20 protein-coding genes and 1 pseudogene are annotated in these 22,820 nt (G+C 51.4%); 8 read left to right on the plus strand and 13 right to left on the minus strand.

Going from position 1 to position 22,820, the window contains the following annotated elements; genetic code table 11:
• Positions 1–562: 562 nt before the first annotated feature.
• Complete coding sequence (locus DQG23_RS36995) at positions 563–3,292, minus strand: alpha-L-rhamnosidase (RefSeq protein ID WP_158560902.1); 2,730 nt, start codon at positions 3,290–3,292, stop codon at positions 563–565.
• Between the two features lie 219 nt (positions 3,293–3,511).
• Between DQG23_RS36995 and DQG23_RS37000 the strand changes: the two genes are divergently transcribed.
• The 3 genes from DQG23_RS37000 (at position 3,512) to DQG23_RS37010 (ending at position 6,363) form a co-directional block, all read left to right on the plus strand.
• Positions 3,512–3,826 carry a winged helix-turn-helix transcriptional regulator gene (locus DQG23_RS37000; RefSeq protein ID WP_113036093.1) on the plus strand — a complete coding sequence of 105 codons (315 nt, stop codon included), beginning with the start codon at positions 3,512–3,514 and terminating at the stop codon, positions 3,824–3,826.
• 31 nt (positions 3,827–3,857) lie between these two features.
• On the plus strand, positions 3,858–4,772 hold the full coding sequence (locus DQG23_RS37005) for a DsbA family oxidoreductase (RefSeq protein ID WP_113036077.1): 915 nt from the start codon (positions 3,858–3,860) through the stop codon (positions 4,770–4,772).
• Positions 4,773–4,899: 127 nt separating this feature from the next.
• The gene (locus DQG23_RS37010; protein WP_113036078.1) at positions 4,900–6,363 is read left to right on the plus strand and encodes a catalase; all 1,464 of its coding nucleotides are present in this window, start codon (positions 4,900–4,902) and stop codon (positions 6,361–6,363) included.
• 129 nt (positions 6,364–6,492) lie between these two features.
• On the opposite strand, the gene DQG23_RS37015 is transcribed toward DQG23_RS37010, so the two are convergent.
• Positions 6,493–8,442, minus strand: coding sequence for an alpha-amylase family protein (locus DQG23_RS37015; RefSeq protein WP_113036079.1), 1,950 nt, complete (start codon positions 8,440–8,442; stop codon positions 6,493–6,495).
• Between the two features lie 107 nt (positions 8,443–8,549).
• On the opposite strand from DQG23_RS37015, the gene DQG23_RS37020 reads away from it, so the two are divergent.
• Complete coding sequence (locus DQG23_RS37020; protein ID WP_113036080.1) at positions 8,550–9,740, plus strand: oxalate decarboxylase family bicupin; 1,191 nt, start codon at positions 8,550–8,552, stop codon at positions 9,738–9,740.
• Positions 9,741–9,938: 198 nt separating this feature from the next.
• Here the strand turns inward: DQG23_RS37020 and DQG23_RS42690 are convergent, their stop codons facing one another.
• The 10 genes from DQG23_RS42690 to DQG23_RS37070 all read right to left on the minus strand — a co-directional run bounded on the left by DQG23_RS42690 (position 9,939) and on the right by DQG23_RS37070 (position 17,810).
• Positions 9,939–10,148: a hypothetical protein gene (locus DQG23_RS42690; protein WP_192894687.1), complete on the minus strand. Its 210-nt coding sequence runs from the start codon at positions 10,146–10,148 to the stop codon at positions 9,939–9,941.
• Between the two features lie 40 nt (positions 10,149–10,188).
• Positions 10,189–10,605 carry a VOC family protein gene (locus DQG23_RS37030; RefSeq protein WP_113036081.1) on the minus strand — a complete coding sequence of 139 codons (417 nt, stop codon included), beginning with the start codon at positions 10,603–10,605 and terminating at the stop codon, positions 10,189–10,191.
• Between the two features lie 96 nt (positions 10,606–10,701).
• Positions 10,702–11,133 carry a DUF6526 family protein gene (locus DQG23_RS37035; protein WP_113036082.1) on the minus strand — a complete coding sequence of 144 codons (432 nt, stop codon included), beginning with the start codon at positions 11,131–11,133 and terminating at the stop codon, positions 10,702–10,704.
• A 158-nt stretch (positions 11,134–11,291) separates the two neighbouring features.
• Positions 11,292–12,161 (minus strand): helix-turn-helix transcriptional regulator, encoded by an 870-nt coding sequence (locus DQG23_RS37040; protein WP_113036083.1) that lies wholly within the window; start codon positions 12,159–12,161, stop codon positions 11,292–11,294.
• A gap of 224 nt (positions 12,162–12,385) precedes the next feature.
• Positions 12,386–12,808 carry a VOC family protein gene (locus DQG23_RS37045; protein WP_113036094.1) on the minus strand — a complete coding sequence of 141 codons (423 nt, stop codon included), beginning with the start codon at positions 12,806–12,808 and terminating at the stop codon, positions 12,386–12,388.
• A gap of 94 nt (positions 12,809–12,902) precedes the next feature.
• The gene (locus tag DQG23_RS37050; RefSeq protein WP_113036084.1) at positions 12,903–13,715 is read right to left on the minus strand and encodes a helix-turn-helix transcriptional regulator; all 813 of its coding nucleotides are present in this window, start codon (positions 13,713–13,715) and stop codon (positions 12,903–12,905) included.
• A gap of 124 nt (positions 13,716–13,839) precedes the next feature.
• Entirely contained in the window at positions 13,840–15,231 is a 1,392-nt protein-coding gene (locus tag DQG23_RS37055; RefSeq protein WP_113036085.1) for a M56 family metallopeptidase, read from the minus strand.
• On the minus strand, positions 15,228–15,596 hold the full coding sequence (locus tag DQG23_RS37060) for a BlaI/MecI/CopY family transcriptional regulator (protein WP_337589432.1): 369 nt from the start codon (positions 15,594–15,596) through the stop codon (positions 15,228–15,230). The genes DQG23_RS37055 and DQG23_RS37060 overlap by 4 nt, the downstream gene beginning before the upstream one ends.
• 116 nt (positions 15,597–15,712) lie before the next feature.
• On the minus strand, positions 15,713–16,465 hold the full coding sequence (locus tag DQG23_RS37065; RefSeq protein ID WP_113036087.1) for a MerR family transcriptional regulator: 753 nt from the start codon (positions 16,463–16,465) through the stop codon (positions 15,713–15,715).
• 160 nt (positions 16,466–16,625) lie between these two features.
• Entirely contained in the window at positions 16,626–17,810 is a 1,185-nt protein-coding gene (locus DQG23_RS37070) for a serine hydrolase domain-containing protein (RefSeq protein WP_113036088.1), read from the minus strand.
• A gap of 178 nt (positions 17,811–17,988) precedes the next feature.
• On the opposite strand from DQG23_RS37070, the gene DQG23_RS37075 reads away from it, so the two are divergent.
• Positions 17,989–18,438 carry an Lrp/AsnC family transcriptional regulator gene (locus DQG23_RS37075; protein ID WP_113036089.1) on the plus strand — a complete coding sequence of 150 codons (450 nt, stop codon included), beginning with the start codon at positions 17,989–17,991 and terminating at the stop codon, positions 18,436–18,438.
• Between the two features lie 11 nt (positions 18,439–18,449).
• On the opposite strand, the gene DQG23_RS37080 is transcribed toward DQG23_RS37075, so the two are convergent.
• On the minus strand, positions 18,450–19,661 hold the full coding sequence (locus DQG23_RS37080; protein WP_420330273.1) for an MFS transporter: 1,212 nt from the start codon (positions 19,659–19,661) through the stop codon (positions 18,450–18,452).
• Between the two features lie 467 nt (positions 19,662–20,128).
• On the opposite strand from DQG23_RS37080, the gene DQG23_RS37085 reads away from it, so the two are divergent.
• The 3 genes and pseudogenes from DQG23_RS37085 to DQG23_RS37095 form a co-directional block, all read left to right on the plus strand.
• Positions 20,129–20,479: an S-layer homology domain-containing protein gene (locus tag DQG23_RS37085; RefSeq protein ID WP_113036090.1), complete on the plus strand. Its 351-nt coding sequence runs from the start codon at positions 20,129–20,131 to the stop codon at positions 20,477–20,479.
• Between the two features lie 6 nt (positions 20,480–20,485).
• Positions 20,486–20,542: pseudogene (locus tag DQG23_RS43920) on the plus strand (S-layer homology domain-containing protein); the annotation flags it as partial.
• Between the two features lie 12 nt (positions 20,543–20,554).
• Positions 20,555–22,820 (plus strand): putative Ig domain-containing protein (locus DQG23_RS37095; protein WP_192894688.1); only part of this gene is annotated, 2,266 nt, incomplete at its 3' end.

Here is a 22,820-nt window from a genome sequence, read left to right on the forward strand (position 1 = left end):
TGAAGGACACGATCCATAGGATTCGCGAGCCTGTAAGAATAATCAAAAACAAACTAACCAAAAGTAAAATTTTTCCCTTATTCATCATGAAAGTAGTAATTCGCTACCAATTGCCCGACTCCTTCTGCATGTAAAATTTCCCCTTAAACCGTTTTGCGTCTGCTGACATTTACAGGTCCTCTAACCGGTATTCATACTCGCTTGCAGTCCGATTTTGCCCACTTGGAATCAAGTACGGCCTCCTTTCACTGCCTGTAGTACGAATACGCCTGCTTGCAACGGGTATTTTAATCGGCACACCAGTAAATCCGTTCTCCAAGCCGGCAAAATCGGACTCCAGCGTAGGGCGAGCCTCGATTGCTTGCTCCATGCGGGCTATTTCGGACTACAGCTTATAGAGGAGCCTTAATTGCAGCGTAGGCATAAACGCTTTCGAAGAAAGCGACTTCGCAAGCATAGGCTAAGGAAACTTAATTAATTGTGAAACATATAAGTTCTTATATTTCGAAAAAAAACAGGACCGCACGCGCAAAAACGCGTCGGTCCGTTCCTCTTTCATTCATCAATCGCTAACGGTAAAAAGATAATCTCCCGAGCCGATTTCCACGAATACCGCATCGTTCGTGTGCTCCGAAACCGTAAGCCCGATCGCCGCTTCGAGACTCCCGCCGCTCTCCGTGACATGCTGGCCGGGATTAGCCGGAATACGCACGACAGCGGTCGTACCGGCCGGAATGCTCACGTCAATGGACAGCCTGTCGTCCAAACGCCGCCAATTGCAAGAGATTGGCCCCTGGATCGACTCGTACCGGCTTGCGACATGATCGAGCCCGCCTCCGATGCGCGGATGAATCCGAATATGCTTATAACCCGGCACCCGGTCGTCCAGATCGATTCCGCCTACAAAACGGAATATCCATTCGCCCACCGATCCGAGCGCATATTGATTAAAGGAGTTCATGCCCGGACGCTGAAAGCCCTTCTCTTCCGTCCAGCCGTCCCAACGCTCCCAAATCGTCGTCGCGCCTTGAAGCACGGAGTAAAACCATGACGGGTAGCCGGTTTGCATAAGCAGCTTATACGCGATTTCTTCATAGCCGTTATCGGCAAGCACGGCAAGCAGCCATCTGGTTCCGTGTATGCCCGTCGAGATATGCCAATCTCTCTGCTCGAGCAGCTGCAGGATCCGGTTCACGGCGAACTCCCGCTTTTCTTCCGGCAGCAATTCCATCGCAAGCGCCATCGTATAAGCGGCTTGCGTATCGCCCTTGATCGTTCCCGACGCATCCACATACGCCCTATTGAACGCCTCGGTTATTTCCTCCCGGTGCCGCATGTATCGCAACGCGTCGTCGTGCTTCCCGACGATCGAGGCCATTTTGGCAAGAAGTCCGGTCGAGTAGGCATAATAAGCCGTACCGAACACGTCGTAAGGCGTAGTCGAAAAAGCGGAAACATTGCTGAAATCGCCCAGCCCCGCAGCTTCGGGGATGGATAACCAGTCCCCGAATTGCGGCAGATCCTCGCGCAGATGCGAAGGGTGCATCTCGCCGAGAAAAGCGATCCACCTGGTCATCGCCTCGTAATGCCGCTCGATAATATCGGTGTCCCCGTAAACGCGGTACATCATCCAGGGGACAATAATGCCGGCGTCTCCCCAGCCCGCGGAAGCCGTATGATCGTAAGTCATATCCCCGCCGTGCTCGGTTTTCCCTCCCGGAATGAACGGCGCGAAGTCGGTGAAGGCGCCTGTCGGACGCTGGGCATCCGTCAAATCGGTCAGCCATTTGGTGAAAAACGGCGCGACATTCATGAAATAACTCGACGTCCGGAAAAACACTTGGGCGTCGCCGCTCCAGCCAAGCCGCTCGTCGCGCTGCGGACAATCGGTCGGGACGCTGATGAAATTGCCGCGCTGGGTCCATTCGATATTTGCGAGAAGCCGGTTCAAAAGCGGATGCGAGGTTTCCAGGACGCCGGTTTTGTCAAGCGAAGAGTGATACACGACGCCGGTCAAATCGGACGGCTTCAATTCCCCCACGTAACCCGAAATTTCTACGTAACGGAATCCGTGCAGCGTAAAATGCGGCTCATAGACTTCCTCCGTCTTGCCGCTCAAAATAAAAATATCGGTCTGCCGCGTCAACCGCAAATTTGCCGTATACAATTCTTTTTTCTCATCCAGCGCCTCGCCATGCCTAAGCGTAACCGTAGTCCCCGCTTCTCCCTGCAAGCGGATCCGAATCCGTCCTACCATGTTCTGCCCCATATCCGCGAGCCAGACGCCGTTCCCTTTATCGACGATCGATACCGGCTTCAATTCCATCACGGAGCTAACGGGAGGGCAACTCTCCGCTACGATATGTCCCTTGAATTCGTAAAATACGTTTGCAGCCGTCCAACTCGTATCGTCATACTGCAGCGTATTCCATCCCGGCATTTCCAATCTTGCGTCATACGTCTCTCCCATTTGATAATCCGTAGCGACCAGCGGACCGAAAGAGGCCTTCCACGTCGGATCGGAAAACACGGATTGCCGCGAACCGTCCTCGTATTCCAGGTTCAGCTGCACAAGCACGCGGGGGTCTTTGCCGTACCTATGGTAGCCGAACATCCCGATATAGCCGGAATACCAGCCATGACCCAGCAAAATGCCTATCGCGTTGTCTCCGTCTCCCTCGTTCAGTACATCGGTCACGTCGTACATTTGGCAGGAAACGCGGATATTGTAATCCGTCCAATCCGGAGCCAGCCGATCGCCGCTAATTTTGCAACCGTTTACATAAAGCTCGTATGCGCCGAGTGCCGCACAAAATAGCGACGCCTTGCGGATGGAGCGTCCTTCCGTTTGAAAGCCTTTGCGCAAATACACCGCAGGCTTTGGCTCGGCATGGGTAGGCGCATGATTCGATTTCAAGCCGACCCATTTTCCCTGCCATTCCGCACGCGAAAGAAGTCCCATCGACCAGCTCGCCGGCTCGCTCCAATCCGATGCATGGCCGCTCTCGTCCCAAACCATGACTTTCCACATATACGTCATGCCCGAGACAAGCTCGATGCCTTCGTAGGACACATGCTGCGATCGATCGCCTTCGACCTTGCCCGAATCCCAAACATCGCCTACGTTACGGTCGAGCGACTGGGTGCTCGCGGCTACGAGTATGCGATAGGCGCTTTGCTTCACCGCTCTCCTGTCCGAAGCAAGCTTCCAGCCAAGTCTGGGCTGCCGGCGGTCGAGCCCTGCAGGCTCGGTCAAATACTCCGTGCTTAAATGATGAATGCGCATGCTCATCTTCCTCTCCACATCGGTTGTAACAGCCGCAGATACGATCAATTTGCAGGCTCTGATAGTAGAGTAAAAGATCAAGCAAGCCGTTACCATAAGCGGATTTTATCGTTTTATTAGTTTTCTTTACTTTCAAGCCCCGGTACGCGGATAATCGATATACATAAAATACAGTTGCTATACTATTTATATTTAGTGTACTATGTATACAAGGTGGTGATTCCTATCAACGTTTGTCCCTATCTCGAATACGCCTTCTCTATACTCGGCAAAAAGTGGAACGGATTAATCATTCATTATCTGTCGCTATGTCCGGATCATTCCGCCCATTTTTCCGAAATCAAACGGGATTTATCGGAAATTACGTCAAGAGCCCTCTCTTTGAAGCTGGCCGAGCTCGCCGAGTTCGGACTTATCGAGAAAAAGGTGACGAACGGAACGCCCGTCGTCATTTCATACGAATTGACCGAGAAGGGGCGATCCTTGACCTTGGCGCTTGAGCCCGTCCAACAATGGGCCTTGCGGAATAAGCAAGTATAAATACATCCATATGAGAAAAGAGGAGTATACGATGAGCAACAACAATATGTTCTGCGATCTTCAAACGGGAATATGCGGAGAAGCCGGCGAGGAAACGACGCAATTTATCAATCTGAATCCGCCCGAGCCGAAAGTCCGGCTGTATTATGTGACCGATCCGATCTGCTCCCACTGCTGGGCGCTTGAGCCGGTTTTACGCCGGTTCGAGGAACAGTACGGCCATTACGTAAAGCTTCATACCGTGATGGGAGGCTTGCTCGAGAGCTGGAACGGCTTTGCCGATGCCAAAAACGGGATCAACGGCCCTGCCGACGTAGCCGGGCACTGGAAAGAGGTCGGACTGCATTCGCGCATGCCGATCGACGGTTCGTTATGGCATGATAACCCGATTCAATCGTCGTATCCCCCCTCCCGCGTTTATAAAATCATTCAAGCGAAGGATGCGAAGCTGGCCAAAACATTTTTGCGCCGCGCCAGGGAAGCCGTATTCGCCTTTAACCGGAACATCGGAGACGAACGGGTGCTGATCGAAATCGTCAGCCGAATGGGGCTCGACGGTGAAGCCATCGTGCGGGAAGCGGGAACCTCCGCCGGCCAGCAGCTGCTGGAGGAGGATTTCTCTCTTGCCAGATCGCTAGGGGTACGAGGATTCCCGACGATCATTATGGTAAATGAAGACAACAAAGGCGTCAAAATCGTCGGCGCACGGCCGCTGGAAAACTATGTGGAGGGACTTCGGCAGGTACTGGCGGAAGAAGCTCTTGAGCCCAAGCCTCTCCCCGGCTTAGCGAAGCTCCTGCAGAAGGAAGGCCTGTTGTTTGCCAAAGAGCTTGAGGCGATGTACGATATTCAGCCGAATGAAGTGAAAACATTTGTACAAGAGAACCTTTCGCCGGATGAATACGCCATGAACGAAATTCTCGACGAGACGTATATTCAAAAATAATACGCCTTTAAAGGAATTTGCATCCTCGGAACGAAATAATTATGTAGTACATGGTACTGCGTCATGTGAATTTGTTTCCCGCAGCTTTTCCGTTTCGGCATACATCGTATAGGGAGGTAAAAGAAACATGGATGAAAAGAAGAAGCTGACGACCGCGGCGGGCGCTCCGGTTGCCGACAATCAAAATGCAATGACCGCCGGTCCCCGAGGGCCGATGCTGTTGCAGGATCTCTGGTTTCTCGAAAAGCTGGCGCATTTCGACAGAGAAGTCATCCCCGAAAGACGCATGCACGCCAAAGGCTCGGCAGCATTCGGCACTTTTACGGTTACCCACGACATTACACAGTATACGAAGGCGAAAATCTTCTCGGAAATCGGCAAGCAAACGAAAATGTTCGCCAGATTTTCGACGGTTGCCGGCGAACGCGGAGCGGCTGATGCAGAACGCGATATTCGCGGATTTGCAATGAAGTTTTATACCGAGGAAGGCAACTGGGATCTGGTCGGGAACAATACCCCTGTATTTTTCCTAAGAGATCCGCTTAAATTCCCGGACTTGAACCATGCGGTAAAACGCGATCCGCGTACGAACATGAGAAGCGCCAGGAATAACTGGGATTTCTGGACTTCGCTTCCCGAGGCATTGCATCAGGTTACCATCGTCATGAGCGACAGGGGTATCCCCAAATCGTACCGGCATATGCACGGCTTCGGAAGCCACACCTTCAGCTTGATCAACGATAAAAATGAACGCTTCTGGGTCAAATTCCATCTTCGCTCCAATCAGGGCATTCAGAATTTAACGGACGAAGAGGCGGAGGCGCTGATCGGCAAGGATAGAGAAAGTCATCAAAAGGACTTGCTGGAAAGTATCGACCGGGGAGAGTTCCCGAGTTGGAAGCTGTTCATTCAGGTGATGCCAGAAGCGGATGCGGCCAAAATGCCGTATAACCCGTTCGACTTGACCAAGGTCTGGTACAAAAAAGATTACCCGCTGATCGAAGTCGGCGTAATGGAATTAAACCGCAATCCGGACAATTACTTCGCCGAGGTGGAGCAAGCGGCTTTTAATCCCGCGAATGTCGTACCCGGTATCGGTCTCTCGCCCGACAAAATGCTGCAGGGCCGATTGTTCTCTTACGGGGATGCTCAGCGTTACCGGTTAGGCGTAAACCATCATCAGATCCCTGTTAATGCTCCGGCTCCCGGCTGCCCGTTCCACAGCTACCATAGAGACGGCCAAATGCGGGTTGACGGCAACGCGGGCAGTACGCTGGCTTACGAGCCCAACAGCTACGGCCAATGGCAGGAGCAGCCCGAACACAAAGAGCCGCCTCTCGCGCTTGACGGAGCCGCGGCGAATTGGAACTTTAGGGAAGACGACGACGATTATTATACGCAGCCCGGACTTTTATTCCGTTTAATGGATGAGGGACAACAGAAGGCATTATTCGAAAATACCGCCCGCGCGATGGGCGACGCTCCGGATGAAATCAAAAAACGCCATATCGGAAACTGCTTGAAAGCAGATCCCGCTTACGGCGAAGGCGTGGCCAAAGCGCTGGGCATTCCGCTCGGCGAAATCGAATAATCAGTACGCTGAGATTCGAAAAAGCAGCCGCTTGCGTCCTCATAATCGATACATACCGCTTCCATGCGCGCACCCTCGCAGATTAACGAGAGTGCGCATGGAAGCGGCTTTATTTTGCCGGGATAATGATTAACGCTCCACAACCACCATCTTATACCCTTCTACGGCAGGCAGTTCGATGCGGATATATCCGTCCGAAACGCTGTAGGCAAGCGGTTTTCTATCGGGAGCCGTATAAACCGCCTTCGCCGCTTCCCCCCGGATGCTGACCACACCGCCATGCAGGACGGCATGCTCTTCGATCACATTGTATTTAATTCTTAGCTCAGGATAAGTCGTCTTGATGTGAATCATTTCCATCCCGTCTTTGGCGGTTACGGTTACGCGGGCCGTGGACGGAATGCTTTCGCATTTGATTACGGGATCGGCGATCAGCTGCTCCAGGCAGTATTTCACGATATATTTATGCTCCGGCATCGCATACTCCCCATACCCGGTGAACAGCTGAAAGCAGACTTGAAAAATGTTCCCGGAACGAAGCACCGCAGGCCATCCGGCGTAACGGTCCGGCGGCGTGTAGAACGTACCGTGAAACCCGTCCCACTCCCGGTTGAAATACGGCTGATAATAATCCGCGATCGCCTGCGTCCCTTCGCCGCCGCTCATTTGAATCCCTTGGTTGTAAATCGCGGTCAGCCGGTCCGGAATGCGGTCGCTTAGTCCCTCTTTCATTTTGAAGTAGGAGGCGTTCCACGGGTCTTGGCCGTCATAGCTCATGTTCCAGGCGTCCATCGCAAATGCCGTTTTCTCCGGATTCAGGCCGGAGCTGCCGCTGCTAATAATGCCGCCGCCTTTGGCCAAATGCTGTTCCAGCTTCTCTTGAAGCTGCTTCGTAACGGGAATCACATCCGGTAAAATAATGACCTTGTACTTGGAAATATCCGCTCTTTCATCCATGATGTCGAACGAATATTTCAGCTCGCCCAGCAGCCTGGCCGCAGCATACAAAATGGCCTGCCCTTGCGGAAACGCCACGTTGTTGGCGCCCATGTCGCAGCCCTCCGGCATGATGATGCCGATTTCGGTCACCGGACGCGCATAGTCCGTCCACGGCTCCAGCTTCTCTATCTCCGTATAAACTTCTCCAACCATCTTATACACATCCGGCTCCAAGCCGTCGCGGGGGTGCATATGATCGCCGACGGAAGTCGTAAGCCCGTTGCTTATGGCGTCCCAGCAGTCGTACTCCAGAGAGGCTTTGCTTTTCAAGCCGCCGAAATCGCCCCAGCTGGCATGAAATCTGCCTGTCATGTAGACGACTTGCTTTCCGAGGTTGCGCGTATAGGCTGCCTGCGCCGCAAAATAGTCGTAGCTCCAAGCGCCCGGCAAGCATTCGATTTCGATATGCGATCCGAGCCCCTCGCAGTTGATATGCCCGAGACCGTTCGGGAAGAAGAAAATGTCGTCCCGGATCTCCTTTTTCAATTCATGGAAGAAATCGATCACATTCTTTTTGGTAAAAGCGGCCACCTGATCGTGATTCCGCGGGTCCATTCCCGATGCCGCCATACTCTCCGCGCATTCGTTGCCGTAGCAAGGATTGATCAGGATGCAATCGAGAAAAATGCCGTCGATCGGGTACATCTCCGCCACTTCCTTGATCATGCCGAGCAAATAATCGCGGTAGCCCGAGTTCAAGCACATCAATCGGAAGAAATTAGCGGTTCTGTCGCCCTCGATGATCTGTCCGTCCTTGTTTACGAGACACCATTCCCTATGTTTTCTGGCCATCTCATGATCCAGTCCCACGTTGAAATAAGCGGCGACCCCGATGTCAAGCTTATGACACTCTTCTATGATTTGCCCGAGCATGTCAAATTTCAAATGAGGATGAGGAAGGCCGATCTTCGTCGGATAATAGGCAAAGCCGAGATTACATTTAGCGAACGCATTGATAAAGTCGACCTTGGCGTCCTTGAGCGTCTGCGCGAACCGTTTCGCGTCGAAATTCACTCCGAAGTCCGGTATGTTCGCCAGCGTGTGAAAATCCAGGTGAACCGCTCTTTTGATTAGTCTCATTCATGTGCCTCCAATGACATAAGTCTCGTATTGTTCATAGCGGTCAAGCAACGCGTCATAAACATCTTGGTATGTGAAGCTATTTAGATGGAGGGGATCATCCTTATATGAAAGATCCGAATAACAACGAAACGAAACCCGGCATCCCCCAGCCGATCAGAAGCGACGGTGCCGGGGGCCCCGACCTCGGTCCCCGCGACATCATGAGGGATATGGAAAACCCGGACATGCTTGTCCCGCCCGTTACGGATTCGGGTTTGCTGCCAAACCTGAAGTTCTCCTTCTCCGATACGCATATGCAGCTTAATCACGGCGGCTGGTCCCGGGAGATTACCGCGAGAGATCTGCCGATCGCCACTACGCTCGCGGGAGTCAATATGAGCTTGACACCGGGCGGCGTTCGCGAGCTTCACTGGCATCAGCAAGCGGAGTGGTCCTACATGATTTGGGGTAACGCCCGAATCACGTGTATGGATGCGGAGGGCCAAAACTTCATCGCCGATGTCGGTCCCGGCGACCTGTGGTATTTCCCGCCGGGTTTGCCGCATTCCATTCAAGGCTTGGCGGGAGGCTGCGAGTTTTTGCTCGTATTCGACGACGGACATTTTTCCGACCTCAATACGTTGTCGATATCCGACTGGTTCGCCCATACGCCCAAAGACGTGCTGTCCGCCAACTTCGGGGTCAAGGAACAGGCGTTTAATGATATTCCCGGCGATCAGGTTTATATATTTCAGGCTGACGTCCCGGGATCTCTCGAGAGCCAGAAGGTTCAGTCCCCGTACGGGCCCTCGCCGCTGAATTTCAAGCATCGGCTGCTGGCTCAAACGCCGATCGTCACGCCGGGCGGAACGGTGCGAATCGCCGATTCGTCCAACTTCCCGGTTTCCAAAACCGTCGCCGCCGCATTGGTCGAAATCAAGCCCGGTGCAATGCGGGAGCTTCATTGGCATCCGAATAACGACGAATGGCAGTATTACCTCGCCGGACAAGGCAGAATGACGGTGTTCGCCGGCAACGGAGTAGCTAGAACCTTCGATTATCGGGCCGGAGATGTCGGCTACGTGCCTTTTGCATTCGGTCACTATATTCAAAATACCGGAACCCAATCCTTATGGTTTCTGGAAATGTTCAAAAGCGACCGTTTTGTCGACATTTCGTTGAATCAATGGATGGCGCTCACCCCTCGGGAGCTTGTAAGCGATAATCTTCACGTAGGTCCGGAATTGCTGGATGTATTGCGCAAGGAAAAATGGCCGGTCGTCAAATATCCCGGTTTCTCGTATTATCTAAAATGAATTTGCTGCGGAGCGCTTATCAATTACGGAACAAAGCTTCGCTCCTCCTTCACCGTCCTTTCGTTAAACAACCGGTGTTGATGAAGCGCTGCCCTGGCCTAAACCATTGCCCTGAGATGATCGCTCCGACAATACCTATCATACAATACATTATATATTATGTATATTATATAATTGGGGTGTTCATGCGAAAAGACCTCATCTTCCGCTTAGTAGCGGATCATGAGGTCCTTCTGCTTGATTTTGGCGAAATTTCCTTACGATAAGATTGGAAGGCCAGTCGGATAGACGCTTGCCTAAATCGCCGAAGCGCGATAACGCTTTACCGATTCGTTTGCTACGTGCTTGCCTGATCCACTTTCCAATCACTTCGGCAAGCTTCTTTTTCTTCGCCTTCACATCGTCCATAATGGTAAATTTCGCTATGGCTCTGTCATTTGAACGGCGCTTACCCCTCTTTAGGCATTTTGCTCATATCCATATACAGCACATTCCAGCGATGTCCGTCCAAATCGGCGAAGCCCGCACCGTACATCCAGCCGCCCCGATCGCCGGGCTCGCTGTAGACCGTCCCGCCCGCAGCTGCGGCCTTCCTTACGATTTCATCCACTTCCTCCCTGCTCTCCGCATCAATGGAAAGCAGCACCTCGGTGCCTTGCTTCGTATCGGCAATCTCATTTCCCGTAAACGTTCGGAAGGTCGCCTCCGGAAAAAGCATCACGATCGCATTGCTCTCGCCAATGAGCAAACCGGCCGCTTCGTCGCCGCTGTGCCGCGGATGCAAAGAAAAACCGATTTGGGTGAAAAACGATTTCGATTTGCCAACGTCCTTCACAGGCAGGTTCAACCATAATTGTTTGGTCATTGTTTTTTGCTCCTTATGGGATAAGTTATTATTCTTTATATCCAATATACCACCTATAAGAAGCAATCATTTCTTTTCGATTGCTTTTATTTTATTTTAGACCCTTAGATGGTCCGCTCTCCAGCTTCTTACCGATTTTTTAATTTCATCGGGATGCATCCCCGTCTCGGCGGCTTTCACGCATAGTGCCGGAAAAGCTTCATCTTCGGCGAAGCGCAATGCGATGATTTGCTGCAACGTGAGTCTTGCATCTAATCGTTTATTTGTAAGAATAAAGTGGCGGAAATTCTCCTCTTGACGGATGATGCGATCCTGAAGCTTTGTTGCAAATTGCCGTACGAGCACGACGAGTATCATCACGGAGATCCAAACGCCCAATAACAAGATGGACATGAAGCTGAAAGCTTCCAAGAAAGCGTAAACGACTGACGCAATCAATCCGATAGGGGCGATCGAAGCCAATACAAAATGATACAAAGGCGTATACTTTTTGTGATTGTGATAGTTTTGCTTTGACTGTTTATTCACGGTTTACCTCCAGATTGTATTTTTCATTACAGCGGAATCACGCCAAATCCTTCATCCTTTCAAAACAAATCACATTGGGTATGTGGTCACTCCTCTTCTTCAAGTAGCCGCAACAGCTCTAGAAATAGAGTATCAACACGAAGCAAGCGCCGCTTCTTCTAGTTTGCTGTCTTCTCCCGTTCCAACCTCTCCATAAAAGCCTGTATCAAAATTGGAAAGGAGACAAGCATGGGCGGATCGTAAAACTTCGGAGGCCGGAGGACGATACCTGTATCTCCTTTCACGCTGCCGCTTGCTATCGTAAGCTTACCGGCGGCTTTGCCGCGTAATGCTTTTTGCGGATGTATGTATTCCTCAAGCGAATCTTCCCATGAAAACGCAATGGACATTACGGAGTATGTTCCATCCGGGATATCCGGTATCCAATAGGCTCCAGACTCAAAAACAACGGTACATCCGATCGGTTTTCCCATAGGTATGGGCTTAGGAAATAAACCGACGCAGATGATGCCTTGAAACCCGTTCGGGGCTTCTACCAACCCGGAAACGCCCCGCTCCCTGCACTCTTCAGCTATTTCAATTGGCTGGAGTTCACGCAGACCTAATACGCTTTTTTCAATGAACGCTCTGAATTGCTGCGGGGACAGTCCGATTAACTGAGAAAATTTGGACGAGAACGTTCCGAAGCTGCTGTAGCCAACCGCTTGGCCGATATCCGTAGCAGGCCGGGACGTTCTTGCCAACAGTTTTTTGCTCCATTGGAAACGCAATGCCGACAAGTAGAGTCGAGGCGGAATTCCGGTGATCGAGCGAAAAATCCGGTCAAAATGAAAAGGGCTGTAGTAAGCCGTTTTTGCCAAAGCGCCTAAAGAAAGAGTCGGGTCGTCAATTCTTCGAAGCATTTGGTCAATAGCTTCTTTTACCGCGCGGTGCTGGGATGACTCCGCCGAATCGGCCGCCTCCGTCTGTTCGATGGATAGGGTAGAACATTCCGCCTTATTCTTTCCTTCATAATCTGCTGAATCCACAGTTCAACCCCTTTTCTTTCAAAAAAGCTCATCACTTCCTGGTATTAAAGGAATAATTCGACAAAAGGACAACCATTCCTTTGAACTTCATAGTACTATTAACAGAATTCCATAAATCTCGAATCGATAATGAAAAAGGCACAGTACACATACGCCCGATCCATAGCTCATACATGGAAGGGTATATATGTTCTGTACCTTAATACCGAATTCGTATAGCAAATTTATTCTTCGAGCTCCCAAGCGGGATTCCACACGACCTCCCACAAATGGCCGTCCGGGTCCAGGAAATGGCCGGAATATCCGCCCCAGAAAGCGTCATGCGCCGGATCCGTAATGACGGCTCCCGCTTTTTGCGCAAGCTCCATGATTCGATCTACTTCTTCTTTGCTGCTTACATTATGACCGATCGTGATTTCCGTTGAACTCGGCGCTGTAAGAGGAACCTTGGCCTCATGGGCGAGATCTTTGCGATTCCAGATCGCAAGCTTTACGCCGTGCTGCAAATCAAAGAAAGCGACCGCGCCATGCTCAAACTCTTTCCCAATAATACCTTGCGTCGGTAACCCCAAGCCGTCCCGATAAAATGTCAGCGACCTCTCCAAATCATCCACACCCAATGTCAGTACGGAAATTCGCGGCTTCATCATCCGATCGTTCCTCCACTCATCGTTTATTTTATTCGCTATACGTTTATGATCGGCTATTTCAGGCTTCAATAATTGTAAAAAACGGACAGGATTATTTGAAAACCTGATTAGGCGCCAATCCGTAATAGCGCTTAAAATGATGTATAAAGTGCGGTTGATCATAATAACCGAACTTTACTGCGATATCGGTGAAACTCGACTGTGTCCCCTTATTCCGCTCCCGCAGCAGACTCTGAAAGCGAATAATATCCAGAAGCTCTTTCGGGCCGACGCCAAGCTCCTTTTGAAACGTTCTCCTTATATTTCTTTCGCTGTAGCTTTGTTTTTCCGCCATATCGCGGATGGAAATCATGCCTTGACTGGCATACATATGCTGTAAACTCGTTTGGAGCAGAGCGTTCGAGCGCGATTTATTATGAATTAAGCTCTGGAGTAATTTTCTTTCCACCCGCTCGATAATTTCGGAAATGCCGGCGGCAGCTCTCGCTTCTTCCACGAAAAACTCCGCTTCACGTCCCCAAATCTCTTCAAGGAAAACATGGTTTCCGTTCAATTCGGAAGCGGGATACCGAATGAATCGGCTTACGCTGTCTATGAAGAAACGGATGCCGAATAAGGACTGCGATGTCGATAGCTCAATAACCTCGAACCCGGTCATCAGTCCCGCTACAAAAGCCCCTTTGGCAAACGACGGGGACCTCATGTCAATAATGATATCTACGCAACCGTCCGGAATGACGCGGTGCAAAAAACGGTTATGCTCGGTTGCGCGAACATCAACCGTCCAATAACAAGCCACATAAGCTTCCAGCTCTTTACTCGGCAAAAACTCGCGATATCGATAATTGGAATCCGGCAGCCCCCGCTGCAATGCAGGCGGTTGAATAGGAATATAGGTATGCATGTATGCAGCCCCTTGCCTTTAAATGAACGCGCACGCCGTGTCAACCGACCGCCGCCGGAACCGCAACAGAATGTGCAGATGACACTGAATCAAAATAGCTCTATCTATCGGATTATATGCCGCTTCATAGCGCTGGCGACAAAACCGCATTTATTTCCGGGTTCTCCAATAAGTAAGCAAGATCTTGCTTATTTTGCGAAAACTTGCGTACATCGACTCCCGTAATTTGTTCCGCCCAGCTTCTCGTATAGCGCAAATCAGGTTTATTTTCACCGTCGGCCCAATGAAACGCCACGCCGTCGACATTGCCGATGAGCGAAAAAAGGATCAACGCATTTTTCATGAAAGGCACTTCATCGAAAGCTGCGTCGTCGATATTTGAATCTACAGCCGTCCGTATATTAACCGTAACGGCATAAGGAGCGCTGTCCGTGTGAAGCTCGAAATGGCCGCGTACGTATGGAGCGGGATAATCGAGCAGCGTTAAGATGTTGCCGACCTTCGATGCATCGCCTACATATTCGGTCTTGTATTTTAGCAGCTGTTCGGCATGGCTCGAGGATTCCGCATACATTTTGGGATTCGCTATCAGCCCGGCCCCCGCAGCCGACACGATTGCAACAGCAGCGGCAACAAGCCAAAGAACAGGCTTTTTATAGCTAAGAATGTTCCTGATCCGGGACTTCACACTGCTTTCGCCGAAAAACAGCGGGCTAAAAAGTCCGCTCCGCTTAGCCGCAAGAGCAAACAAGGTGCCCGAGTAGTCTCTGCGGACATCATCGGCCGACTGCCTCAATACGCTTTCGTCGCAGGACATCTCCATATCCTTGATCATAAGAAAATACGAAAGCCAAACGAGCGGATTAAACCAATGCAGAACCAGAGCCGCGAAAGCAAAAAGCTTTACCGCGTGATCGTAACGTCTTATATGCGTTCGTTCATGCATGATAATGAATTCCTTTTCCTTACCGCTCAAGCCTAAAGGCAAATAGATTCTGGGCTTCATAAAACCGAGAACGAATGGCGTTGTAATCCGGTCGGTTTCATAAACATTTTTTTCCGCGAGTGTCGAAAAGGTAAGCTTTTCCTTCAGCCTAAAATAAGAGATAAAGCCATAAGCCGCCAGCGCGGTCATGCCCAGCAACCAGATTAATGCGCAAATTTCTAAAATAATCCCCGCCGGATAAACGCTTGCCGCGGCATCTGCCGAAGGCAAAGCAGCCTGGATAGCTCCGTTTACTGTGCGGTCTACAATTGAAATACCAGTGCTTATCGCCGGATTTTCGGCGTACATGATGTCGCTGGGAATCGTTTTGATCTTTCCAGGCAGCAGGCTCAATGCGCTTTCGAACGAAAACGGAACGACAAGCCGATATAACACCGCCGCCCATAAAACGTACGAGAATATTTTGGGTGCTTGTAGTTTAGCAAGCACATATCTGACCGCGATAACAAGGAGTGCCGCATAACTAGCGGTAAGACTCATGTTTACTATATCAATGAAGAAGCTGCTCATTTCGCCGCCTCCTCTATCATTTTCTTGATATCCGCAGCTTCCTCCTTCGAAAGCTTTTTATCTTTCAGGAAAGCAGCCAAAAATGAAGGCAGAGAGCCGTCGAAAGCTTTTTCCAGCAAAACCTCGCTCTCGTATTTTTGGACTTGCTCGCGCTTGACCACCGCCATGACCGTAGCGTTCTCGCTTCTCAAAATTCCGCGCTCCGTTAATTTCCGGATCATATTGTAAGTAGTGGATTTTTTCCAGCCCAGCGCCTGCAAACATATTTTAGCAAGCTCGGTGGAGTTCACCGGCTCATGGTCCCAAATGATATTTACAAACTTAAACTCCGCATCAAATAATTTGAACGGTTCCACAGCAATCATCCTTCCCGATGGGTTTGTCCCAACAAACCCTGTTACGGACAGTTTACTGGGACAAACCTCTTTCGTCAAGCCGCAGAAGGATTAAGCAATCGTGTTCGTGCTTGCCGCCGCGAGACTCACTGGCATTTTACCGCATAGGACTCCGCCGCCGCGGCAAGATAATACGCCAATCCGGTCTGCTGGCCCTCGAGCATGCGAAGGTGAAAGTCGTCGCCGAGAAAAAACCGCGTTTGCGAAGCAAAATCTGCAGCGGATATAGAATGCCCGTGCCGATTCAGAAATTCGAGATGGTTGTAAAGCAACTGCAGGACGTTTTCGTCGTTATGCTTGAAGCCCGAGCGCAAAGCGCTAGCCATACCCGCCATGAACGAAGCCGCTTCCGCAGCCATCTCGTTCATGCTCGGAATGTTTATTTGAGCCGATTCAAGCAAATCCAAATCATACGTTTCCTTCAAATGCTCATTTTGCTCCTGCAGCGCCTCTTTCCGCTCTTCCTCGCTTTCAAACCCTTTGAACAGCTCTTTGTCGTCCATACGCTCTCCCCGCTCCCCGCATGTTATCGATTTTCTCAACGTTTCAATGATCGTGTCCAGCCTCTGCTTGCGCAGAATAAGCAGCTCCTCTTGCTTCAACAGAATAGCGGCCCGATCCGGCTCCCCTTCCAGAAGCCGCTTGATTTGCTCCAGAGTAAAATCCAGCTCCCTGTAAAACAAAATCTGCTGCAGCCGTTCCAACTCCTTCATGCTGTACAGCCGGTACCCGGCTTCGCTAATCTCGCATGGGACCAGGAGGCCTAGCTTGTGATAGTGATGAAGTGTTTTGACGGTCACCTTGGACAAAAACGATACATCTTTTACCGTGTAAAGCATCTAAGCTCGCTCCTTTCTATTTGGAGTGTAAAGCCTTACCTTGGAGGAGAGTCAACACTTTATTACTTACCAGAATACCCCAAAAAGTTCCCGCTTTGCAGCGTCCGCGACACGAAAAAACACGCACAACTTTGGCGTGTTTTCACATGAAAAATCAGAATCATAAGGTTCGATTGCTTAGCCCTGCATAAACCGTTTCACAAAGGTCGGTCGTAAACTGCCCCGACATGCCTTCCAGGGCTGTATTGGTAAAAGCGACGACGCTTATTTGTTTGACCGGATCCACAAACCAAGAATGTCCGTAGGTTCCGCCCAAGCGCCAGGTGCCTGGCGACTCTGCAGTCTGAGCGGCCTCCGGGTCTTTCAGCACGGTAAAACCCAGCCCGAATCCTCGACCTGGCCAATATGCCATCGGAAGATCGCCGATCTGGTTGCTGGTCATCTCTTGAACCAGACTTTCCGGCAATAAGGGCGCTCCGCCTTTGCGCAAGGTTTCCAGCAGCCGCATAAAGTCGCCCGCGCTGCCTACCATACCGGCTCCTCCTGACGGATACGCAGTACGATCAAGCGCCCGGCCGGGAGCAAGCCGGAAACCCGAAGTTCCTTCAACAAACGGAATGTAGTCCGAATCAAGCAATCGGCGCGGCTCAGGACGATCGTTCGCATATGCCGCAGACAACCTTAGGGGATCGACAGCAAAAAACGCCGTATCCTTCATGCCAAGAGGTTCGGTGACCAGAGAACGCACCGCTTCGTCCAGCGGGGTATCGGCTACCTTCGCAATGACTGCACCCAGGACATCCGTCGCTATGGAATACTTCCACTGGGTTCCCGGTGTATAGAGAAGCGGTACGGATGCAATTCGACGCAGGTTTTCCTCCAGTGTTATGCCCGGCTGATCCATACCGTCCGATACGCCTGCATGTTCGTAAGAATCGTGTTCCATCTGGAAGAAACGATAGGTTAGCCCCGCCGTATGCGTCAACAAATGCCGAACGGTCATAGCTGCACGATCGCCATTTGGCAGTCGGGGGCAAAATTCGGGCAGCCATTTGTCTACACGGTCGTCCAGCTGCAAGCGGCCTTGCGATACAAGAACCAGGGCAGCCGCGGAAACGATCGGCTTGGAGACGGAGGCAAGCCGGAATAACGTATCATTTTGCATAAACCGGATTTGTTCTCGGTCTGCATATCCGGCAGCGCGACTGTAACATAACGTTCCATTAAGCGCAACTTGGACAACGGCACCGACCAGCCTTTTTTCCGCAATCGTACGGTCGACGACTTCATCAATGCGAGTCTGCAGATTTTCCAAATTCTTTTTATTCAAATTTTCATTACTCATCGGTAATCATCCTTTCCTGCTATCACTCTCGTGTATTGAAAGATATTCCCTCACAACTTGTTTATAATAAACTCCAGCTTCAAATTTACATATTGCATTTCATGTACTATGATGAATACAACCAATGATTAATAAGAGATTTAGTTAAAATACCTTAAATTTAACGGAGGGCATATACGTGGATCATGTCGACAAACAAATTTTATTTTATCTTCAAAATCAGGCGAGAATTTCCATGACGGAGTTGGGCAAAAGCGTAGGACTGTCCCAGCCTGCCGTAACGGAACGAGTAAAACGCATGGAAGAGAAAGGCGTAATCGAAGAGTACCGCACCGTCATCTCCCCCGAAAAAATCGGTAAGCAAACGGCAGCCTATATGTTATTCAGGACTAGGGACTGCCATGCTTTTCTTGATTTCGTCCGCACTTCTCCCCAGGTTGCCGAGTGCCACCGCATAAGCGGCGAACACAATTATTTATTGAAAGTTGTGACCGAGTCCACACGTACTCTCGAAGAATTCGGCAATCAATGCGATAAGTACGGGACCTATACGATTCTCATCGTCATGTCTTCGCCGATCGAGCATAAATTTCTCATTCCTTCGCTTGAAGAAGCGCGTGCAGAATAAGAATGCGCACCTCAAAGCTTTCTTGAAGGAAAACCATATTCTTTGGCCCGCCATGCAAGGAACAGCGCCAAAAGCAGAAGGATAAACAAAACCCAAGGGAAGGAGTATACGCCCAGGTTTTCAAGCAAAACGGCACCGATCAAGCCTCCTCCCCCTATCGCCAAATTCCATGACGTCACCAGCATCGATTGTACGACATCCGCATTCTCGCCGGCGGCTGCAGCCGCTGCAGTCTGAAGCAACGTCGCCGCTCCGCCGAACGTCAGCCCCCAAACGGCTACCGCTAAATAAATGATAGCGGGCTGACTGGCGCCAATTCCAAGCAGCAAGGAGGCGAGCGCGAAAGCCGCGAGGCTGATCAGTACCAATAGCCGCTGCATACGATCAATCAACAGTCCGATTATCCAAATCCCTGCCATCGATGTCATTCCAAAAATCAGCAGCATCAAATCTACCCGGTTTCCAAGCCCGTTACGAGCAAGATATGGCGCAATGTACGTATACAAAATGTTATGGGACAACATCCAGAGCAGCACCACAAGCAATACCGGCCGTACCCCCGGCCAAACGAAAGCTTTTCTGAGAGAAAGCCGCTTGGCGGCAGCCTGTCCGGGGAAGTCCGGCATCCTCCAGAAAACCCAAGCGACAAGCAGCGCCGCCAGCAGTGAAATGATGGCAAAAACATAGCGCCAGCCCACGAGAGCCCCGAGGAATGTCCCCGCAGGGACGCCAAGCACCATAGCGATGGGCGCACCGAGCATAGCCACCGCCATTGCCCGGCCTTTGAGCGCCTCTGGCACCATACGTCTGGCGTAACCTGCCGACATTCCCCATAAGACGCCTGCAGAAACGCCTGCCAAAAAACGGACCGCCAGCGTCAGCGCGTAATTGGAGGAAACTGCAGTTACGCTATTGAATACGAGAAAACCGGTTATGCTGACCAGCAACAACGGCTTTCTCCTCCACCCTCTTGTCGCAGCGGTTAAAGGGATTGCAGCGAGCAAAGAACCGAGTGCATACATCGTCACAAACTGGCCGGCAAAAGCCTCCGAGATTTCAAGCCCTTCTCCGATCTGGGGAAGCAAGCCTGCCGGAAGCGACTCCGTGATAATGCAAATGAATCCCGCCATTGCAAGAGCCAGCAATCCGGCCCACGGAAGGCGTTCGGAGGATGGAGTTATCGCCGCATGCTGCGTGGCTGAAGCCGGATCTAATCGCAATATCAACTACCTCCTTGTTATTATTTTGTTCGAATTATGGATTCGACTCCAATCAAGCTATCGCTTTGATAGAGATAAGTTTACATAAACATCTCACGATTTTACATGCATGAATCAAGGTATTTACACCTTTACGCTTGATATATTAAAGTTAATAATCATCATTTTCCTTTATTTTATAAACAACCAAAAGAGCGGCGTTTACCGCAGGTCTAGAGCCGCTTCCACGAAAAAACGCCCCCCGTATCAGGCTGCGTCTTAAAGTTAGGCTCGGTTAAGCTAGCAAATATTTATTTTCAATCTCGAGGTTTTATCCGCAAACATCAAATGGAACTACACCTGCCCCACATTATGTATACGCAGGAAATTTCGGGTGTCTTGTTGAATTATTCAGTAACATGCATTCTCTGTTCTCCTATCGGAATATCTATAAAACGAATTGTAAGTATGATATTTAGGGAGGCTTCGCGATGAAGGGGCAATTAGTCCGAAAAGCTATGGTGATGGCGCTGTCGATGTTTTTGATTTTCTCTTCGTTCCATGCGGCATTCGCGGAAATGGAAATTGAAACGGAAACGAAGGCGGAAGCTCCTGCCGATTTAAAAACTTCCTGGGCTTCAAAAGCGCTGCAGGAATGGTGGACGAAGGAATGGATTCACGGCTATCCGGACGGCACGTTCCGACCGGATTCAAACATTACGCGAGCGGAATTTATGACGCTTGTCAATCAAGTGCTCGGCTTATCGGCGAAAGCAGACCTTTCATTCCGCGACCTGCCTACCGATAATTGGGCCTTTGATCAAATCGCAATCGCCGTTTAGGCCGGTTACGTAAAAGGGTACGAGGACGGAACGATTCGGCCGGATTCCGCCGTAAGCCGGGAAGAGGTTTCCTACATGGTAAACGCCCTGCTGCAGCCGGATGAAGGCAAGAGCGACGTATCCCGCTTCAAGGATGCGGCTGATTTTGCCGGCTGGAGTAAAACCGCGATCGGGTCGCTTGCCGCGGAGGGTATTTTGTCCGGTTACCCCGACGGTACGTTTCGGCCCGAAAGCAAAATTACGAGAGCCGAAGCAGTCGTCGTCTTGAATAACGCCATACAATTTGCGACGAAAACGCGGTCGGATATTTACAATAAAGCAGGCGTATACGGTGCCTCATCCGGCGTACCGTCGATAGTAGGCAGCATTACCGTAAACGCATCCGGCGTTACGCTGCTAAATATGGTGATCCTTGGCGATCTTACTGTCGATGGGGCTGAAACAAGCGGGGGCATCACACTCCAAAATGTCATCGTACGCGGTGATACGCACATAAATGGCGGTGTAAATCTGACGAGTGTCGTCGACTCGACGCTTGGAAGCCTGCAGGTCTGTATGAAAAGCGGGGACATTCGCATCACCGCGGAAGGCAGCACCGTTATTCATCGCACCGCTTTATGTTGGAGCGCCGCTTTGGAAGAGAAGCAGTTGACGGGAGAAGGCTTTATCGATGTGCTCTTGTCCAGGGAGATGGCTGTAGGCTCCGGTGCCGAGCTAACAGGAGATTTCGAGGCCGTTAATGTGGATAGGAACGAAGTTAAGCTTCTGCTTAAGCGAGGGACAATTCGGACGGTTACTTTCGGCAAGGACTCGGGCGGCTCTGTCGGGTATGTCGGCTATGACGGCAAAAAGTCGACGATCGAGCATCTCGTTTTGGATGCCGTCATTACAATCTTCGGGCAAGGCACGATTGAAACCGCTACGCTAAACCAAGGCGCAGAAGGGTCCAAATTCGAACGCAAGCCGGGGCAAATCGACGGCCCTCAGGCAGGCAGCGCAGTCATTCCGCCTGTTGGCGGGGGCGGTTCGGCTCCCGGCGGCGAAGTGTCGGTCCCAACGCCGCCGGGCGATACGGCTCCGCCGATCTTTTTGGCAACGTATCCCCAGTGGGCGGCGGTATCCGAAACCGGCGCCCAGGTTACTTCAAAAATGAACGAACAAGGACAGCTTTATGCAGTTGCCGTTCTTCAGAACGATCCCGCGCCTACTTCCGCCCAAGTGAAGGCCGGTTTAAACAGCGGCGGCAGCAATGCGTTATCGTACGCACAAAGCTTTGCAGCGGCTAATGCCGAGGCCGTTCTCCAATTAAACGGACTATCTGCGGGAACGGACTACGATATTTATGCAGTGGCAGCAGACAGCACTGGGAATATGCAGACAATGCCGGTTAAAGGAAGCGTGAAAACGAGTGGAATCGCCCCCCTGAAATTCGTCACAGCCAGCTTGCCGAACGGGAAAGCGGGGATCCCGTATGCCGTGACGCTCGAGAGCTCGGGCGGGATCGGGACGCGTTATTACTCCTTGACGAGCGGCGGATTGCCGATTGGAACGGCTTTCTCATCGGCGGGCGTTTTCTCGGGGACACCTTCCGTAGCAGGCACTTACACGTTTACCCTGCGGGTAACGGACAGCCGGCCGGCAAGCGCGGAGCAAAGCTTCACCTTGACGGTCGAACCGCCGGAACCGCTAACGTTCGTCACGACCACCCTGCCGAATGGGAAAATGGGGACCCCTTATGCCGTAACCCTCGAGAGCTCGGGCGGGCTCGGGACGCGAAATTACTCCTTGACGAGCGGCGGTTTGCCGATTGGAACGGCTTTCTCTTCGGCGGGCGTTTTCTCGGGGACACCTTCCGTAGCAGGCACTTACACGTTTACCCTGCGGGTAACGGACAGCCAGCCGGCAAGCGCCTCTAAAACTTTTACGATCGTGGTAGAGCCGCCGGAGCCAATAACGTTCATCACGACCAGCCTGCCGAACGGGAAAGCGGGGACGCCGTATGCCGTAACCCTCGAGAGCTCCGGCGGGATCGGGACGCGATATTACTCTCTCGTCAGCGGCGGTTTGCCGATTGGAACGGCTTTCTCTTCGGCGGGCGTTTTCTCGGGGACACCTTCCGTAGCAGGCACTTACACGTTTACCCTGCGGGTAACGGACAGCCGGCCGGCAAGCGCGGAGCAAAGCTTCACCTTGACGGTCGAACCGCCGGAACCGCTAACGTTCGTCACGACCACCCTGCCGAATGGGAAAATGGGGACCCCTTATGCCGTAACCCTCGAGAGCTCGGGCGGGCTCGGGACGCGAAATTACTCCTTGACGAGCGGCGGTTTGCCGATTGGAA

It is taken from the genome of Paenibacillus contaminans (assembly GCF_003285015.1).
Classification (GTDB): domain Bacteria; phylum Bacillota; class Bacilli; order Paenibacillales; family NBRC-103111; genus Paenibacillus_V; species Paenibacillus_V contaminans.

Coding starts and splice junctions, on each gene's coding strand:
- DQG23_RS37050 (WP_113036084.1), bottom strand. CDS start 13,715: ATGCATACCTATATTCCTATTCAACCGCCTGCATTGCAGCGGGGGCTG.
- DQG23_RS37015 (WP_113036079.1), bottom strand. CDS start 8,442: ATGAGACTAATCAAAAGAGCGGTTCACCTGGATTTTCACACGCTGGCG.
- DQG23_RS36995 (WP_158560902.1), bottom strand. CDS start 3,292: ATGAGCATGCGCATTCATCATTTAAGCACGGAGTATTTGACCGAGCCT.
- DQG23_RS37070 (WP_113036088.1), bottom strand. CDS start 17,810: ATGAGTAATGAAAATTTGAATAAAAAGAATTTGGAAAATCTGCAGACT.
- DQG23_RS37010 (WP_113036078.1), top strand. CDS start 4,900: ATGGATGAAAAGAAGAAGCTGACGACCGCGGCGGGCGCTCCGGTTGCC.
- DQG23_RS37005 (WP_113036077.1), top strand. CDS start 3,858: ATGAGCAACAACAATATGTTCTGCGATCTTCAAACGGGAATATGCGGA.
- DQG23_RS37085 (WP_113036090.1), top strand. CDS start 20,129: ATGAAGGGGCAATTAGTCCGAAAAGCTATGGTGATGGCGCTGTCGATG.
- DQG23_RS42690 (WP_192894687.1), bottom strand. CDS start 10,148: ATGGACGATGTGAAGGCGAAGAAAAAGAAGCTTGCCGAAGTGATTGGA.
- DQG23_RS37060 (WP_337589432.1), bottom strand. CDS start 15,596: ATGATTGCTGTGGAACCGTTCAAATTATTTGATGCGGAGTTTAAGTTT.
- DQG23_RS37065 (WP_113036087.1), bottom strand. CDS start 16,465: ATGCTTTACACGGTAAAAGATGTATCGTTTTTGTCCAAGGTGACCGTC.
- DQG23_RS37020 (WP_113036080.1), top strand. CDS start 8,550: ATGAAAGATCCGAATAACAACGAAACGAAACCCGGCATCCCCCAGCCG.
- DQG23_RS37030 (WP_113036081.1), bottom strand. CDS start 10,605: ATGACCAAACAATTATGGTTGAACCTGCCTGTGAAGGACGTTGGCAAA.
- DQG23_RS37055 (WP_113036085.1), bottom strand. CDS start 15,231: ATGAGCAGCTTCTTCATTGATATAGTAAACATGAGTCTTACCGCTAGT.
- DQG23_RS37045 (WP_113036094.1), bottom strand. CDS start 12,808: ATGAAGCCGCGAATTTCCGTACTGACATTGGGTGTGGATGATTTGGAG.